Origin of the sequence: Pantoea sp. UYEF8 (assembly GCF_040546285.1) — a bacterium.
Classification (GTDB): Bacteria; Pseudomonadota; Gammaproteobacteria; order Enterobacterales; family Enterobacteriaceae; genus Pantoea; species Pantoea brenneri.
Genome location: NZ_JBEPNM010000003.1, coordinates 60,839 through 76,468, shown reverse-complemented (window position 1 = coordinate 76,468; position 15,630 = coordinate 60,839). Strand labels below are relative to the sequence as shown.

The following is a 15,630-nucleotide window of genomic DNA, read 5'->3' as shown; positions in this document are numbered from 1 at the left end:
AATAAAAAAGCCGCTTTGCAGCGGCTTTCACATTTTTCCGTCATGTCATTCGTTAGCGCCACTGGAGAATGGCTGCATTACGCTGGCGTCAGCTGAGATCGACATTGCGGGTGCCAAACCACCAGGTGAGGAAAAAGCCGCCGACCCAGGCCACCATCAGTCCGGCCAGATAGACCGCCATGCCAGCAAAAATGCCCTGGCTGGAGGTCATTAGCGGCAGCGTCACCAGTCCCGACGGGCCAAACACGGTATTCATGCCGATCGGTAAGCCCAGCCACGCCACCAGGCCGATAAAGAAACCGCCCAGCGCCCCGCCGCCACAGGCGGTGATAAACGGCTTGAGTCGCGGCAGCGTGACGCCGTAAATCAGCGGTTCGCCCACCCCGAGCAGCCCCGGCACAATCGCACCTTTGATTTGCGCCCGCAGCAGCGCCCCTTTTTCTGCCTTACACCACAGCGCCAGCGAAGCGCCAACCTGGCCTGCACCGGCCATCGCCAGAATCGGAAACAGTGAGTTGAAGCCCTGGGTTTCCATCAGCGCGAAGTAGACCGGAATAAAGCCCTGATGAATGCCAAACATCACCGCGATCAGGAACAGTCCGGCCAGCAGCGCGCAGCCAAAGGGGTTGTTATTCAGGTGGATGAATAACCAGGACATGCCTTTAAACAGTTCGCCACCCAGCGGCATGATCAGCAGGTAAGTAATCGCACCGGTGATCAGCAGGGTAAACATCGAGGTGAGGATCATATCCAGATTATCCGGGATGATTTTGCGGATCTGCTTTTCAATCCACGCCCCGATAATGGCCGCCAGCAGCACGCCGATAATATTGCCGCGCGGGTCGATAGTCAGGCCGAAGAAGCTTTCCATCCCGCTGTAGTAGCCGACCGTGGCGGTCGGGACGTAGCCGAGAACAAACAGTGAGGCGATGATCGCGCCATTCACCCCGCTGCCGCCAAAGGCTTTCTGGGCGTTATAGCCGATCAGGATGCTGAGGAAGGTGAACAGTCCTTTGCCGAACACCTTCATGTACGCCACGCTGTGCAGCAGCCAGGGCGCGTGCTCGCCCGGCGCATTCAGGTGCAGGCTCTGTTCAAGCAGAGTGGCAAATCCCAGCAGTAAGCCCGCGCCGATAAAGCCGGGAATGAGTGGGGTAAATATAGTGGCGAAGCGCGACAGAAACTGATGCAGGCCGCTGGTCTGTTTTGCCTTCATCTGTTGCTTGTGCTGCGCGGCCAGCTCGCTGAGCGCCGGTGCTTCACCCTGTGCCAGTAAGGTCTGCATCCCCTCTGCTGCGGTCTGCGCTTTGCCGGGGCCGAGCACAATCTGCAACTGGGCATCACTGTCGATCACTCCCAGCACGCCCGGCAGGCTTTTCAGCCGGGTGAGATCAACCCGTTCGGGCTGATTGAGCGTCAGCCGCAGCCGCGTCATGCAGTTGCCGCAGTTGGCGATATTTTGCCCCCCGCCGACCGCCTGCAGAATGTCGCGTAATAGTGCGTCGGTAATTTTCGCCATCAGCGTGCTCCCGCTGCCTGCAGCGCCTGACGAATAAAGCCCTGATGTTGTGCGAGTAGCGTCTGCGCTTCATCAGCGGTCAGTCCGGCCAGCACCATCAGGATGGCCGTTTTGCAGTGGCCGCCGCAGGCGCTCAGTGCGGCACTGGCGGTGGCGTCATCGCAATCGGTAGCCTGCCTGACGATGTTCACCTGGCGCTGGACCAGCTTCTGATTGGTCGCTTCAACATCCACCATCAGGTTGCCGTAGACTTTACCGCTGCGGATCATCGCCCCGGTGGTCAGCATGTTAAGCACCAGCTTCTGGGCGGTACCCGCTTTCATGCGTGACGAGCCGGTGACCACTTCTGGCCCCACGACCGGCGTCAGGGCAATCGCTGCGGCCTGAGACATCGGACTGCCGGGGTTACAGGTCAGGGCGACGGTGGTAGCACCGAGCTGACCGGCATACTCCAGCGCGCCAAGGACGTAAGGCGTGCGGCCGCTGGCTGCGATGCCGACCAGCACATCCTCGCGGCTGAAGTTGATATCCCGCAGATCCTGCGCGCCCTGTGCCCGGTTATCTTCGGCATTTTCCACCGCCTGTAGAATCGCCCGATGGCCACCGGCGATCAGTCCTACCACCTGTTCCCGCGGCGTACCAAAGGTGGGCGGACACTCGCTGGCATCCAGAATACCCAGTCGCCCGGACGTTCCTGCACCGCAATAGATCAGGCGTCCACCGGCCTGAAACGCAGCGCTGATAGCATCAACCGCTTCGGCTATCTGCGGGACAATCGCTTCAACCGCCAGCGCCACCTTCTTATCCTCGTCATTAATGACGCGCAACATCGCTTCGGTCGATAGCTCGTCGATGTTCTGACTGGCAGGATTACGGCCTTCGGTGATCATCTGGCTGAGGTCAATTTTCATAACAGGCTCCGCATAGGAATAAATTATTCAATATATGACTCATCATAACGAATGATTAATTCATCGGTGAGATCTTTTTTGCATGGATGCGAAGAGGGATCAAATAAAGCGGGGATTCTGGCTGGCGGGTGTTCGCTTCAGGTTGGGTGATGGGATTTAGTGATGCATCTGACCCTGAAGGTGTGAGCCAGAAGCGCGCGTGCTTCACGCCGGATGCAGGGGAAGAGAAGATTCAGCCGATCGTGCCAGGAACGCGCTTGCTTCACGCCGGGTGCAGGGGCAGAGAAGATTCACCCGAGCGTGCCAGGAACGCGCTTGCTTCATGCCGGGTGCAGGGGCAGTGAAGATTCAGCCGATCGTGCCAGGACGCGCGTGCTTCACGCCGGGTGCAGGGGAAGAGAAGATTCAGCCGATCGTGTCAGGACGCGTGTGCTTCATGCAAGGTGCAGGGGCAGAGAAGATTCAGCCGATCGTGCCAGGACGCGCGTGCTTCATGCCGGGTGCCGGGGCAGAAAAGATTCACCCGATCGTGCCAGGACGCGCGTGCTTCACGCCGGATGCAGGGGCAGAAAAGATTCAGCCGATCGTGCCAGAAGCGCGCGTGCTTCACGCCGGGTGCAGGGGCAGAGAAGATTCACCCGATCGTAAAGACGCATTCGTCATCCCTGACGCTCGGCCCACGCCTTCCCTGGCGTGGGACGCTTTACTCTTCGGGTGAACCTGCTCTTCCCGCGGACTTTTGTGTCGCTTTTGAAAAGAGACAAGGTCAGGTGTCAGGTGTCAGGTAAGGTGTGCGGTTGAACCGGTCACAGTCATTTGCCGGAAACAAAAAAGGCCCAACTTTCGTTGAGCCTTTTTTATTAAGCAGTGCGATTAACTGGCGGTCTGAGTGCGCAGTTGCAGTTCATACTCTTTCGCCTGTTCGGCGTCGAACTGGTTTTCCCAGCGGGCGATGACCAGCACCGCCAGAGCGTTACCAATGACGTTCAGGGCAGTACGCGCCATGTCCATTATACGGTCAACTCCGGCGATGAATGCCAGCCCTTCCAGCGGAATACCGACGCTGCCCAGCGTCGCCAGCAGCACCACGAAGGAGACGCCTGGCACGCCAGCAATGCCTTTCGAGGTCACCATCAGCGTCAGCACCAGGATAATCTCGTCGCTCAGCGACAGATCGATGCCATACAGCTGGGCGATAAAGATGGCGGCGATACTCTGATACAGGGTTGAGCCATCAAGGTTAAACGAATAACCGGTCGGCACCACGAAGCTGGTGATTGCTTTCGGCGCGCCGTAGGCTTCCATCTTCTGCATGATGCGTGGCAATACCGTCTCTGAGCTGGAGGTGGAGTAAGAGAGAATCAGCTCATCTTTGAGGATACGCATCAGCGTGGTGATACGCAGCTTACAGAAGCGCGCAACGCCACCCAGCACCACAAAGGCGAAGAACAGAATCGCCGCATAGACCAGCAGCACCAGCTTAGCCAGCGGCCACAGCGAGGCGAAGCCGAAGTTAGCGATGGTGACGGCAATCAGGGCGAACACACCGACCGGCGCATAGCGCATGATCATGTGCGTCACTTTGAACATGGTTTCAGAGATGCCACGGAACAGATTCACCAACGGATCGCGCTGTTCTGACGGCAGAGATGACAGGCCTAAGCCAAACAGCACCGAGAAGAAGATAATCGGCAGCATGTCACCTTTCACCATCGAGGCGAAAATGTTCTGCGGGATCAGCGACAGAATGGTGGCGACCAGGCTGTGCGGACCGCCCTGCACTTCCGCCGTGGTGGCTTCATATTTAGAGATGTCCACCGTTGCCAGCGTTGACATATCGATGCCGGTGCCGGGTTGAAATACGTTGGCCAGGGTAATCCCGACCACAATGGCAAGGGTGGTGATCACTTCAAAGTAGAGAATCGTTTTGACGCCGATGCGTCCCAACTTTTTGGCATCGCCGACGCCGGCAATCCCGACGATCAGTGATGAGATCACGATCGGTACCACAATCATCTTAATCAGGTGGATAAAGATGTCGCCCGCCGGGCTGAGAATATTGGTGACTAACCATTCACGATTGTCTGGCTGATTATGCAGCACGGCACCCACAACGATGCCAAGCACCAGGGCTATCAGAATCTGCCAGGCCAGGCTGATTTTAAAACCTTTCATAACGCGTAATTTCCTCAGTCAAAACCCGTTTCTCTCTACTGCGAAGGTGCAGAAGACAATACACACAGGGAAGTGAGCAAAAAGCCCGGTAAATTAGAGGGTGTTTGGAGACAGCGCCTCGCACGAAAATCTGATGATTCCCATACCCATTTTCAGACGCGGTCTGAGTTGATACCTGCAGAACAGGGGCGAGATAAGTACCATTTTCGCTGTGGTAAATGCAACCCTTGGCGTCTTCGTTTAAAAGTTCACCATCTAAGTAGCATAAAATGCTGCGCCAGCCGTAAATCCCTAACCTGCTGTTATGAAAAGTATTAGTTCGATGAATTAACGCATAGCTATGCAGAATTGCGCAAAAACTCACCCGACGCGTTTGCTCGCTTTTTAAACACGCCTGAACACAAAAAGTTACACCTTTATTCCTTATTGCCAGCAGGGACTTATCACCAATTGCCGCTTCATCAGCCCTTTATCGCGCGCGGTGTTGAGGGCGTGATCTACGGCGCAAAAAAGAAACAAAGCCTCAGCGCGGGCTTCAATTAACCATTGATTGACATATCATTAACAACTTCAAGGAGATCCGCCATGAGCCAAATACATAAACATCCCGTTCCAGAGAATATTGCAGCAAACACGCTGATCACCGCTGAACAGTATCAGACGATGTATCAGCAATCTGTCGCTGATCCGGATACGTTCTGGGGCGAACAGGGCAAAATCCTCGACTGGATCAAGCCCTACAGCAAAGTGAAAAACTGCTCGTTTGCGCCGGGCAACATTGACATTCGCTGGTACGAAGATGGCACGCTCAATCTGGCGGCAAACTGCCTTGACCGGCATTTGCAGACCCGCGGCGACCACCCGGCGATTATCTGGGAAGGCGACGACGCCAGTGAGAGCAAAACCCTGACCTTCCGCCAGCTGCATGCTGAAGTCTGTCGCTTCGCCAACGTGCTGGAATTGCTCAAGGTGAAGAAAGGCGATGTGGTGGCGATCTATATGCCGATGGTGCCGGAAGCCGCCGTGGCGATGCTGGCCTGTGCGCGTATCGGTGCCGTCCATTCGGTAATTTTTGGTGGTTTTTCGCCGGAAGCCGTGGCCGGCAGGATCGTCGATTCCAGCGCTTCGCTGGTGATTACCGCCGATGAAGGTGTCCGTGCCGGACGCAGCATCCCGCTGAAGAAAAATGTCGATGATGCGTTAAAAAATCCTAACGTCACCAGCGTGAAAAACGTGGTGGTGTTCCAGCGTACCGGCAACGATATCGGCTGGATCGAAGGTCGCGACCGCTGGTGGCATGAGCTGATGCTGAATGCCAGCACCAACCATTCTCCGGCCGAAGTCGGAGCGGAAGATCCGCTCTTTATCCTTTATACCTCCGGCTCGACCGGTAAGCCGAAAGGGGTGTTGCACACCACCGGCGGTTATCTGGTCTACGCGGCGACCACTTTTAAATTTGTCTTCGATTACCATCAGGACGACGTCTACTGGTGTACCGCCGACGTCGGCTGGATCACCGGCCACAGCTACCTGCTATACGGTCCGCTGGCCTGTGGCGCGACTACCCTGATGTTTGAAGGGGTGCCGAACTGGCCAACGCCGAGCCGCATGGCGGAAGTGGTGGATAAACATAAGGTGACGCTGCTCTATACCGCCCCTACCGCGATCCGCGCCCTGATGGCTGAAGGTGATAAAGCGATCCAGGGAACCGACCGTAGCAGCCTGCGCATCATGGGGTCAGTCGGTGAACCGATTAACCCGGAAGCCTGGGAGTGGTACTACAAGAAAATCGGCAACAGCCGCTGCCCAATCGTCGATACCTGGTGGCAGACTGAAACCGGCGGCTTCATGATCACCCCGCTGCCGGGTGCGACCGAACTCAAAGCGGGATCGGCCACTAAACCGTTCTTCGGGGTACAACCGGCGCTGGTGGATAATGAAGGCCAGCCGCAGCAAGGCGCCTGTGAAGGCAATCTGGTGATCACCGAATCCTGGCCGGGTCAGGCCCGTACGCTGTATGGCGACCACGATCGCTTTGAGCAGACCTACTTCTCTACCTTTAAAAATGTCTACTTCAGCGGCGACGGTGCGCGTCGTGATGAGGATGGCTATTACTGGATCACCGGCCGTGTGGATGACGTGCTCAACGTCTCCGGCCACCGTCTTGGCACCGCCGAGATTGAGTCGGCGCTGGTGTCACATCCGAAAATTGCTGAAGCCGCAGTGGTCGGCATTCCGCACAGCATCAAGGGCCAGGCGATTTATGCTTACATCACCCTGAACCACGGTGAGGAGCCGTCGCCCGAACTCTATACCGAAGTGCGTAACTGGGTACGTAAAGAGATCGGCCCGATTGCCACCCCGGATGTGCTGCACTGGACCGACTCGCTGCCGAAAACCCGCTCCGGCAAGATCATGCGTCGTATTCTGCGCAAAATCGCCACCGGCGATACCAGCAATCTCGGCGATACCTCCACCCTCGCCGATCCTGGCGTAGTGGAAAAACTGCTTGAGGAGAAACAGTCGATCAAAATGCCTTAAGCGCACCTTATCCGGCGGGAAGATCATTTCCCGCCATGCCCGCCCTACGCAGTGTGTTTCTGTAGTCACAAATAAAATTACCAGCCGAACCCGCGCCCTGGCGTGAGGTTTACGCCTGCAAGACCTCTGGAGAAAATGTGATGAATGACGCCCTTTCGAAACAGGATGCAATCTACCAACAGATTGAACGTAATCCCCGCTTTCATGAATTAGTCCGTAAGCGCCAGGCGTTCGCCACGCTGCTGTCGCTGATTATGCTGGTGCTGTATGTCGGTTTTATCCTGCTGATCGCCTTTGCGCCAGGCTGGCTCGGCACACCGCTGCATCCGGGAACCAACGTCACTCGCGGTATTCCCATCGGTGTCGGACTGATCGTGATGTCGTTTGTGCTGACCGGCATTTACGTCTGGCGTGCCAACGGCGAGTTTGACCGGCTGACCAAAGCGATCCTGAGCGAGGTGAAATCATGATGCGTCTCTGCTTATGGATGCTGGCGGCGCTGCTGCCGTTTTCGGCGCTGGCCGCCGATGCGATTACCGGCGCAGTGCAGCGTCAGGCGGTTAACTATCAGGCGATCGTCATGTTTGTAATTTTCGTCGGGGCCACGCTGGGCATTACCTACTGGGCGTCTAAGCGCACCCGTTCGCGCAGCGACTACTACACCGCTGGCGGCAATATTACCGGCTTCCAGAATGGGCTGGCGATGGCGGGCGACTTTATGTCTGCCGCCTCGTTCCTTGGCATCTCGGCGCTGGTTTACACCTCCGGTTATGACGGGCTGATCTACTCGCTCGGCTTTTTAGTCGGCTGGCCGATGATTCTGTTCCTGATCGCCGAACGGCTGCGTAATCTGGGCCGCTACACCTTCGCCGACGTCGCCTCGTATCGCCTGAAGCAGAAACCGATCCGTACCCTCTCCGCCTGCGGCTCGCTGGTGGTGGTGGCGCTCTATCTGATTGCCCAGATGGTCGGTGCCGGTAAACTGATTCAGCTGCTGTTTGGCCTCAACTATCACGTGGCAGTGATACTGGTCGGCATTCTGATGGTGATGTATGTGCTGTTTGGCGGCATGCTCGCCACCACCTGGGTACAGATTATCAAGGCGGTGCTGCTGCTGTTTGGTGCCACCTTTATGGCGGTGATGGTCATGAAGACCACCGGCTTTAGCTTCAACACGCTGTTTACCGAAGCGATGGCGGTCCACCCGAAAGGGATCGCGATTATGCAACCGGGCGGGCTGGTAAAAGATCCGATTTCGGCGCTGTCACTCGGGCTGGGATTGATGTTTGGTACCGCTGGTCTGCCGCATATTCTGATGCGCTTCTTTACCGTGGCCGATGCCAAAGAGGCGCGTAAAAGCGTGTTCTGGGCCACCGGCTTTATGGGCTACTTCTACTTCCTGACCTTTATTATCGGCTTCGGTGCGATCTTGCTGGTTGGCGCGAATCCGGCCTTTAAAGATGCCAGCGGCGCGCTGATTGGCGGCACCAATATGGCAGCGGTACATCTGGCTAACGCGGTGGGTGGCAGTACCTTCCTCGGCTTTATTTCGGCGGTGGCCTTTGCCACCATTCTGGCGGTGGTAGCGGGCTTAACGCTGGCCGGTGCCTCGGCGGTCTCGCATGACCTCTACGCCAGCGTCTACCGTAAAGGTCAGGCAAGCGAACGTGATGAGCTGCGGGTCTCTAAAATCACCGTGCTGGTATTAGGTGTGGTGGCGATTGCGCTGGGCATTCTGTTTGAGAAGCAGAACATCGCATTCATGGTCGGACTGGCCTTCTCGATTGCCGCCAGCTGTAACTTCCCGATCATTCTGCTGTCGATGTACTGGTCAAAGCTGACCACGCGCGGCGCGATGGTCGGTGGCTGGCTGGGGCTGATTACCGCCGTGGTGCTGATGATTCTCGGCCCGACGGTCTGGGTACAGGTGCTGGGTCATGCTAAGCCAATCTATCCGTATGAGTATCCGGCGCTGTTCTCCATGGCGATTGCGTTTATCGGCACCTGGCTGTTCTCGGTTACCGATCATTCGCAGCAGGGCGCGGAGGAGCGTTCACGCTTCCGGATGCAGTTTATCCGTTCGCAGACCGGCTCCGGCATCGACCAGGGCAGAGCGCATTAGTTTTCAGCTAAGCGCGAGATAAAAAAAGGGCGGCACCCCACAGGGTACCGCCCTTTTTTCAGGATCGGCAGAATCAGAAACGCAGCGATGCGCCGACGTATGGACCGTCGACCAGCACGTTATCTTTACGGCCATCTTTGTTGTTCAGCTCGATGTACTGATAACCGACGCGCAGGTTAAGCAGTGAAATCGGGGTGAAGCTCAGGCCACCGCCCGCTTCCTGGTAGCTGTCGAGCTGATCGGTGAAGGATTCTGGCGCGTAATAATATTCGCCATACAGACCCCACATGCTGTTGAAGTTGTATTGCGCTGCGCCACCCAGCGCCACCGCAAATCCATCTTTTCCATCTTCAGGATGGGTGAAGATCGCTTTTGCGGTCGGCGCCAGACGCAGAGGTCCGAAGTCAACGTTGTAACCCAGACCGGCACCGTAGGTGCTGCCGTCATGGTCGCTGCGCAGCCAGTTGCCTTTCAGAAACAGGCCAGGGGTTGTGGTGCCGAGACCCACATTCAGGTTGGTGTTGTGCTCGCTGACGTCAACACTGCCTTCGATTGCCTGAGCGGCACCGCTCAGTAAAACGAGGCCAAGTGCGCTCCCGGTAACAAGTTGCTTAAACATGATTCCACTCCGTGAAGGACAATTAATTCGGCCGCAAGGTTAACAGTCTGAAACGCGGAGACAACATTATTTAGCAAGCTTTACGTAAAAATACGTGTCACCGGTCCGGTGTCGCGCCACGGCTGGCAGCACGACGCGCCGGTTACGCCGGTATCGCCCACATCAGGTGGCCAATCAGCGGGGCCAGTACCACGGTAACAACGCCGGACAGCATCATCACCAGGCTGGCCACCACACCCTCCTGTGGGCCCATCTGATACGCGCGTGCCGTACCGGCACCGTGCGAGGCGGCACCTAATCCTGCCCCTTTTGCCACGCCCTGCTTAATCGCGATCCGCAGAAACAGCACATCGCCGACCGCCATGCCAAACACGCCGGTGATCACCACGAACAGCGCCACCAGATCTGGCTGGCCACCAATCGGCCCGGCCGCCGCCAGCGCAAACGGCGTGGTAATGGAGCGCACCGCCAGGCTGCGCTGAATCGACTCCGGCAGCGTTAACAGACGCGCCAGCCATACTGAGCTGCACACCGCGACCACCGTGGCGGTGAGCACCCCGGCGCTGAGCGACAGCCAGTGGCGTTTAATGATTGCCATGTTCTCATACACCGGTACCGCAAACGCCAGCGTCGCCGGACCCAGCAGCCAGAGTAACCAGTGATTTTCGGCAATGTAGTCCTGCCAGCTGATGTGAGTCAGCAGCAGCAGCACCACCAGCACCACCGGCGTCATGACCAGCGGCATCAGTAGCAGCGTGCGCCAGCGGCGATAAAGCCGTTTATTCAGTGCGTAGACCAGCAGCGTCACCACCACGCACAACAGGCTGATTATCAGATCACGCATCGCCGGCCTGCTTACGCGCAGCACGCGCGATTTCATAGCGGTAGAGTCGATCAACCACCAGCGCCGTTGAGGCCAGCACCAGCATTGTACTGACGCCAATCACCACGCAGATGCGCCAGCCGTCCACCCGCAGCAGGTCGCCGTAGTTCACCACCGCCACCACCGCCGGAATAAAGAACAGCAGCATCTCGGCCAGTAACCAGCGGGAGCCCGCTTTAACCCAGCTCAGCGGCACTATCCGGGTGACGATGAGCACCAGCATCAGCACCATGCCGACAATATTGGCGGGCAGCGGCAGGTGCAGCCAGTTGACCAGTTGCTCGCAGGCGACAAAGACGCCGATATATAACCCCAGCTGGAGCGGCAGGCTGAGCCATTGCAGCCGGCTGGGTCTGCGTGAACTGATTGCGAATGCCATCGCCTTTTCTCCCCGATTAAATTCAGGAGGACAGTATAAATCGCCGACAGAAGGTGAAAAAAATGAATTAATATTATTAGAATCATGCCGAAAAGGAATAGTTATGGACGTTCGTGCCCTGCGTTACTTTACCGAAGTGGTACGCCAGCAGAGTTTCACCCGCGCGGCGCAAAAACTGTTCGTCACCCAGCCGACCATCAGCAAGATGTTACGCCAGCTGGAGGAAGAGCTGGGCTGTACCCTGATCCTGCGTGATGGCCGTCGCCTGCACCTGACCGACAGCGGCCAGGCGGTCTATCAGCGTGGCGTGGCGATTTTGCAGGAATTCCATCAGCTTGAAGCGGAGATCGGCGATATTAACCAGCTGAAGACCGGAGAACTGCGGCTCGGCATTCCGCCGATGGTCGGTATGCAGATTGCCGGATCGATCTCCGCCTTTCGCCGTCGTTATCCTGGCGTGAAGCTGAAAATTTCTGAGTTCGGCGGCCTGACCGTGCAGCAGGCGGTGCTGGCCGGCAGCCTTGATATTGCTCTGACGGCGCTGCCGGTTGATGCGGAGCTGCCGCTGAATACCCTGCCGCTGATGCATCACCCGCTGTGCGTGCTGCTGCCGCGCCGGCCGGAGTGGCTGAGTCGCAGCCAGATTGGGCTGGCCGAACTGGCGCAGCATCCGCTACTGATTTTTAATGAGGAGTTTTCACTGAACCGGCAGTTGATGCAGGCGTTCCAGCGACAGAACCTGACGCCAACGGTAGCGGTACGCAGCGGCCAGTGGGATTTTCTGGCGGCGATGGTGCAGGCGGAAATGGGGCTGGCGATTCTGCCGGAGCCAATCTGCCAGCGGCTGGATAAACAGTCGTTGCTGTGGCTACCGCTGGAATCGGAGCTGAAGTGGAGTCTGGGTTTGATCTGGCGTGAAGGTAACTATCTGTCGCGCAGCGCTCAGGCGTGGATCGCCTGCTGCCGCGAACACTGGCCAGACCAGGCACCGCGCCTGTCGGTCTGAACCGGCGGCACGCTGCACTGGCGGTGCAGCGTGCCGGCAGAGGCTTACTCTTCTTTTTCGATCAGTAATGCTTCAAGCAGGTCGAGATCGTGCAGCAGTTTCTGCATCGTCTCATTGGAGATCTGCTGAGTCGCGCGCAGATGGTAGACCTCGGCCCGTTCGGCACGCAGGCCGGTCAGGCGGAAGCGGCGCTCCAGGTTCTCAGCGAACAGCGCGTGCTCAAGGTCATTTTTCCCTTCAGCGCGGCGGCGTAAGTTGCCGATCACCCGCAGACTCACCTCTTTCAGCAGTTCGGGATCGATGTTCTGGTCCGACTCTTTTTCCAGTCGCGCTTCCATCTTATGCAGGCTCTCAATCGCCACGCTGGCCATTACTGCGCGGGCATTTTGCAGCTCACGACGATGCGCACCTTTATCAATGGTATCAATACCGCGCAGCAGAATCGGCAGGATCACCACTCCGACCAGCAGCGAGAACAGGATCACTCCGGTGGCGATAAACACCAGCTCATAACGCGCCGGGAACGGATCACCGTTGCTGAGGAACAGCGGAATCGACAGCACACCAGCGAGGGTAATCGCCCCGCGGACGCCGGCAAAGGAAGCGATCAGCAGTTCACGCAGCGAGTAGTTGGAGAACTCCAGCGGCTTCTTCTTCAGCAGGCGTTTGCTGAAGCGCTGCATGATAAACAGCCAGCCAAAACGCACCAGCATCAGCGCCAGATAGACCAGCCCGATATCGGCAAACAGCATCCACAGCTCAACGTTTGGATCGGCATTAGCCTGATCCACCGAGGTTTGCAGAATGTCCGGCAGCTGCAGGCCCAGCATCAGGAACACCATGCCGTTGAACACGAACTCCAGCATCTGCCAGACGCTATTGGCGCGCAAACGCATCGCCAGCGGTGCCTGACGGATAATGCCGGAGCGGGTGATGGTCATCCCCGCCGCGACGGCCGCGAGGATACCCGATACGCCGAGGTGTTCCGCAATCAGGTAAGAGGCGAACGGCAGCAGCAGCAGCAGCACGGTCTGGGTGGCCGGATCGTCACCGCTCCAGCGGCTGAGTATGCGCAGCGATTTACCGTACAGCCAGCAGACCGCCACACCGGCGATCAGACCACCAATCGCCACTTTCAGGAATTCGACGCTGGCACCGCCCCAGGTAAATACCATGGTGCCCATCGCGACGGCGACGGCGAATTTCAGCGACACCAGACCTGACGCGTCGTTCATCAGGGCTTCGCCCTGCACAATCGACATGATTTTCTTCGGGATACGCCCTTCGCCGACAATCCCGGAGAGCGCCACGGCATCGGTCGGAGACAGCACCGCCGCCAGCGCAAAGGCCGGGATCAGCGGAATGCCGGGCACCATCCAGTAGATCAGATAGCCAATGCCGACCACGGTAATCAATACCAGCGCCAGCGCTAAGCCAATAATCTCGCGACCATGATGCAGGAACTCGCTGATTGGCGTTTTCCAGCCGTCAGCAAACAGCAGCGGCGGGATAAACAGCACCAGAAACAGTTCCGGGTCAAAATCTACATGCAGACCAAAAGTGGGCCAGGCCAGCAGTGCGCCAGCGGCGATCTGCACCAGCGGCAGCGGGATCTGAAAGGGCAAAATACGGGCAGCGACGCCAGAGAGCGACACCACCAGCGTCATGATGAGAATAGTAAAAAAGATTTCCATGCTTTCCTTAGGCGCGTCGTTATCTTTCAATCATTGTTGAGCGCTAAAGTGTAAAACAAACCGAAGCCTGAAGGGTCAGCTACGCGTGCGGCTGGCGGGAAAAAAGTGAAAAATTCCGGACGCACCGCTGCGCGCCCGGTTGATCAGTCAGATCGCCCAGCCGCCGGCGTAAAACGCCACCAGCGCTACGGCGATCAGCACCGTCCCGAGGTTCAGCTTGCGCCATTCACCCGCAAAAACGCGGCCGACCACCAGCGAGGCAAAGCCGATCATGATGCCGGTGACGATGTTGCAGGTCAGCACGATAATCACCGCGGTCAACAGGCCGGACATCGCATCGACGAAGTCATTAAAGTCGATTTTCGCCACGTTACTCAGCATCAGCAGACCGACATACATCAGCGCGGGTGCGGTAGCGTAAGCCGGTACCAGCCAGGCCAGCGGTGACATAAACAGGATCACCATAAACAGCAGGCCGACCACGATGGCGGTCAGGCCGGTTTTGCCGCCCGCCGCAGTACCGGCCGCTGACTCGATATACACCGCCGCAGGTGACGCGCCGACCAGGCCCGCAAACAGGCTGCTGACCGAATCGGTCGTCAGGGCGCGACCGCCATTGATAATCTGGCCCTGCTTATCCAGCAGATTGGCCTGCCCCGCCACCGCGCGAATGGTGCCGGTGGCGTCAAATACTGCGGTCATTACCAGTGCCAGCACGCTCGGCAGCACCACCGGCTGCAACGCGCCCATGATGTCGAGGCTGAACACCAGCGACTGACCGCTGGCGTCACGCAGGCTCGGCAGAGCAAACAATCCTTTGTAGCTCACCGCCGGATCGAAGATCAGCCCGAGCAGCGAAATGGCGATAATCGTCATCAGAATGCCGCCCGGTACCCGCCGTTTTTCCAGGCCAAAAATCGCCGCCAGTCCCAGCAGCGTCATGATCACCGGGAAAGTAGCAAACTGACCCAGCGCAACCGGCAAACCCGGTGCCGGGTTTTTTACCACCAGACCGACGCCATCCGCCGCGATCAGCAGCAGGAACAATCCAATTCCGACGCCGGTGCCATGCGCCACGCCCATTGGCAGGTTGCGCAGGATCCACGCCCGAATGCCGGTCACCGAGATCAGGGTAAACAGCAACCCCATCAGGAATACCGCACCGAGCGCGACCGGTACGCTGATGTGCTGGCCCAGCACCAGGCTAAAGGCGGTAAAGGCGGTCAGCGAAATGGCGCAGCCAATCGCCATCGGCAAATTGGCCCACAGCCCCATCAGGATGGAGCCGAAACTGGCTACCAGGCAGGTGGCGACAAATACCGCGGTTGGCGGAAAACCGGCTTTACCGAGCATGCCCGGTACCACAATGACCGAATAGACCATCGCCAGAAAGGTAGTCAGTCCGGCCAGAATTTCCTGACGAACGCTGCTGCCGCGCGTCGAGATCGCGAACCAGGCGTCCAGTTTTCCACTGGCCGGGCGTGATTCAATTGACATAGTTGAGCCTCAAAGATTTTTTGTAGTGTGGATCGCTCTGCGACCGTCGCTGTCCCTGAAATAAGCGGGTAATCCGGCTGCACTGATGGAGTAATTCCACCAGGCAAACGTTTACCTTGCCGCAGATAGTTGGCAGTCAAAGGACCGCCAGATAAAAAGGCAAACGATTATCCGGCGTTTACCGGCACATTTTCAACTGGCGGAAGGACATTAATCAGCATAAAGATCAGGTGGTGAGCGCCGTTTTCGGCCAGGCAGCGGCTGGCCGCATCGGCTGAGGCGTT

The 15,630-nt window shown here is 57.8% G+C and carries 12 protein-coding genes; 4 read left to right on the top strand and 8 right to left on the bottom strand.

The window, feature by feature from the left end:
* Positions 1–88 precede the first annotated feature (88 nt).
* The 3 genes from murP to gltP form a co-directional block, all read right to left on the bottom strand.
* The gene (gene murP / locus ABIB18_RS06690) at positions 89–1,519 is read right to left on the bottom strand and encodes a PTS N-acetylmuramic acid transporter subunit IIBC (protein WP_031375490.1); all 1,431 of its coding nucleotides are present in this window, start codon (positions 1,517–1,519) and stop codon (positions 89–91) included.
* The gene (murQ, locus tag ABIB18_RS06685) at positions 1,519–2,430 is read right to left on the bottom strand and encodes an N-acetylmuramic acid 6-phosphate etherase (RefSeq protein ID WP_031375491.1); all 912 of its coding nucleotides are present in this window, start codon (positions 2,428–2,430) and stop codon (positions 1,519–1,521) included. Before murQ ends, murP begins: the two co-directional genes overlap by 1 nt.
* A gap of 873 nt (positions 2,431–3,303) precedes the next feature.
* Positions 3,304–4,605, bottom strand: a complete 1,302-nt coding sequence (gene gltP / locus ABIB18_RS06680; protein ID WP_031375492.1) for a glutamate/aspartate:proton symporter GltP — start codon at positions 4,603–4,605, stop codon at positions 3,304–3,306.
* Positions 4,606–5,190: 585 nt separating this feature from the next.
* Here gltP and acs point away from each other — a divergent pair.
* From acs to actP, 3 genes are all read left to right on the top strand, one after another.
* A complete protein-coding gene (gene acs / locus ABIB18_RS06675; RefSeq protein ID WP_031375493.1) occupies positions 5,191–7,146 on the top strand; it encodes an acetate--CoA ligase in 1,956 nt (651 codons plus the stop codon).
* A 140-nt stretch (positions 7,147–7,286) separates the two neighbouring features.
* A complete protein-coding gene (locus tag ABIB18_RS06670) occupies positions 7,287–7,616 on the top strand; it encodes a DUF485 domain-containing protein (RefSeq protein WP_069729448.1) in 330 nt (109 codons plus the stop codon).
* On the top strand, positions 7,613–9,268 hold the full coding sequence (actP, locus tag ABIB18_RS06665) for a cation/acetate symporter ActP (RefSeq protein WP_316554509.1): 1,656 nt from the start codon (positions 7,613–7,615) through the stop codon (positions 9,266–9,268). The genes ABIB18_RS06670 and actP overlap by 4 nt, the downstream gene beginning before the upstream one ends.
* 73 nt (positions 9,269–9,341) lie before the next feature.
* Here actP and ABIB18_RS06660 read toward each other — a convergent pair whose 3' ends face one another.
* The 3 genes from ABIB18_RS06660 to ABIB18_RS06650 all read right to left on the bottom strand — a co-directional run bounded on the left by ABIB18_RS06660 (position 9,342) and on the right by ABIB18_RS06650 (position 11,149).
* Positions 9,342–9,887, bottom strand: a complete 546-nt coding sequence (locus ABIB18_RS06660; RefSeq protein WP_031375496.1) for a YfaZ family outer membrane protein — start codon at positions 9,885–9,887, stop codon at positions 9,342–9,344.
* A gap of 142 nt (positions 9,888–10,029) precedes the next feature.
* Positions 10,030–10,731 carry an LrgB family protein gene (locus ABIB18_RS06655; RefSeq protein ID WP_354473865.1) on the bottom strand — a complete coding sequence of 234 codons (702 nt, stop codon included), beginning with the start codon at positions 10,729–10,731 and terminating at the stop codon, positions 10,030–10,032.
* Positions 10,724–11,149, bottom strand: a complete 426-nt coding sequence (locus tag ABIB18_RS06650; protein ID WP_031375498.1) for a CidA/LrgA family protein — start codon at positions 11,147–11,149, stop codon at positions 10,724–10,726. The genes ABIB18_RS06655 and ABIB18_RS06650 overlap by 8 nt, the downstream gene beginning before the upstream one ends.
* Positions 11,150–11,252: 103 nt before the next feature.
* On the opposite strand from ABIB18_RS06650, the gene ABIB18_RS06645 reads away from it, so the two are divergent.
* Entirely contained in the window at positions 11,253–12,155 is a 903-nt protein-coding gene (locus ABIB18_RS06645; protein WP_031375499.1) for a LysR family transcriptional regulator, read from the top strand.
* A gap of 44 nt (positions 12,156–12,199) precedes the next feature.
* On the opposite strand, the gene ABIB18_RS06640 is transcribed toward ABIB18_RS06645, so the two are convergent.
* Both ABIB18_RS06640 and ABIB18_RS06635 read right to left on the bottom strand, forming a co-directional pair.
* Positions 12,200–13,849: a Na+/H+ antiporter gene (locus ABIB18_RS06640; RefSeq protein ID WP_089561281.1), complete on the bottom strand. Its 1,650-nt coding sequence runs from the start codon at positions 13,847–13,849 to the stop codon at positions 12,200–12,202.
* Positions 13,850–13,996: 147 nt separating this feature from the next.
* Positions 13,997–15,346: an NCS2 family permease gene (locus ABIB18_RS06635; protein WP_354473863.1), complete on the bottom strand. Its 1,350-nt coding sequence runs from the start codon at positions 15,344–15,346 to the stop codon at positions 13,997–13,999.
* Positions 15,347–15,630: the final 284 nt, after the last annotated feature.

Bases quoted from the DNA above. Each gene is read 5' to 3' on its own strand.
- murP (WP_031375490.1), bottom strand. From the start codon at position 1,519: ATGGCGAAAATTACCGACGCACTATTACGCGACATTCTGCAGGCGGTC.
- murQ (WP_031375491.1), bottom strand. From the start codon at position 2,430: ATGAAAATTGACCTCAGCCAGATGATCACCGAAGGCCGTAATCCTGCC.
- gltP (WP_031375492.1), bottom strand. From the start codon at position 4,605: ATGAAAGGTTTTAAAATCAGCCTGGCCTGGCAGATTCTGATAGCCCTG.
- acs (WP_031375493.1), top strand. From the start codon at position 5,191: ATGAGCCAAATACATAAACATCCCGTTCCAGAGAATATTGCAGCAAAC.
- ABIB18_RS06670 (WP_069729448.1), top strand. From the start codon at position 7,287: ATGAATGACGCCCTTTCGAAACAGGATGCAATCTACCAACAGATTGAA.
- actP (WP_316554509.1), top strand. From the start codon at position 7,613: ATGATGCGTCTCTGCTTATGGATGCTGGCGGCGCTGCTGCCGTTTTCG.
- ABIB18_RS06660 (WP_031375496.1), bottom strand. From the start codon at position 9,887: ATGTTTAAGCAACTTGTTACCGGGAGCGCACTTGGCCTCGTTTTACTG.
- ABIB18_RS06655 (WP_354473865.1), bottom strand. From the start codon at position 10,731: ATGCGTGATCTGATAATCAGCCTGTTGTGCGTGGTGGTGACGCTGCTG.
- ABIB18_RS06650 (WP_031375498.1), bottom strand. From the start codon at position 11,149: ATGGCATTCGCAATCAGTTCACGCAGACCCAGCCGGCTGCAATGGCTC.
- ABIB18_RS06645 (WP_031375499.1), top strand. From the start codon at position 11,253: ATGGACGTTCGTGCCCTGCGTTACTTTACCGAAGTGGTACGCCAGCAG.
- ABIB18_RS06640 (WP_089561281.1), bottom strand. From the start codon at position 13,849: ATGGAAATCTTTTTTACTATTCTCATCATGACGCTGGTGGTGTCGCTC.
- ABIB18_RS06635 (WP_354473863.1), bottom strand. From the start codon at position 15,346: ATGTCAATTGAATCACGCCCGGCCAGTGGAAAACTGGACGCCTGGTTC.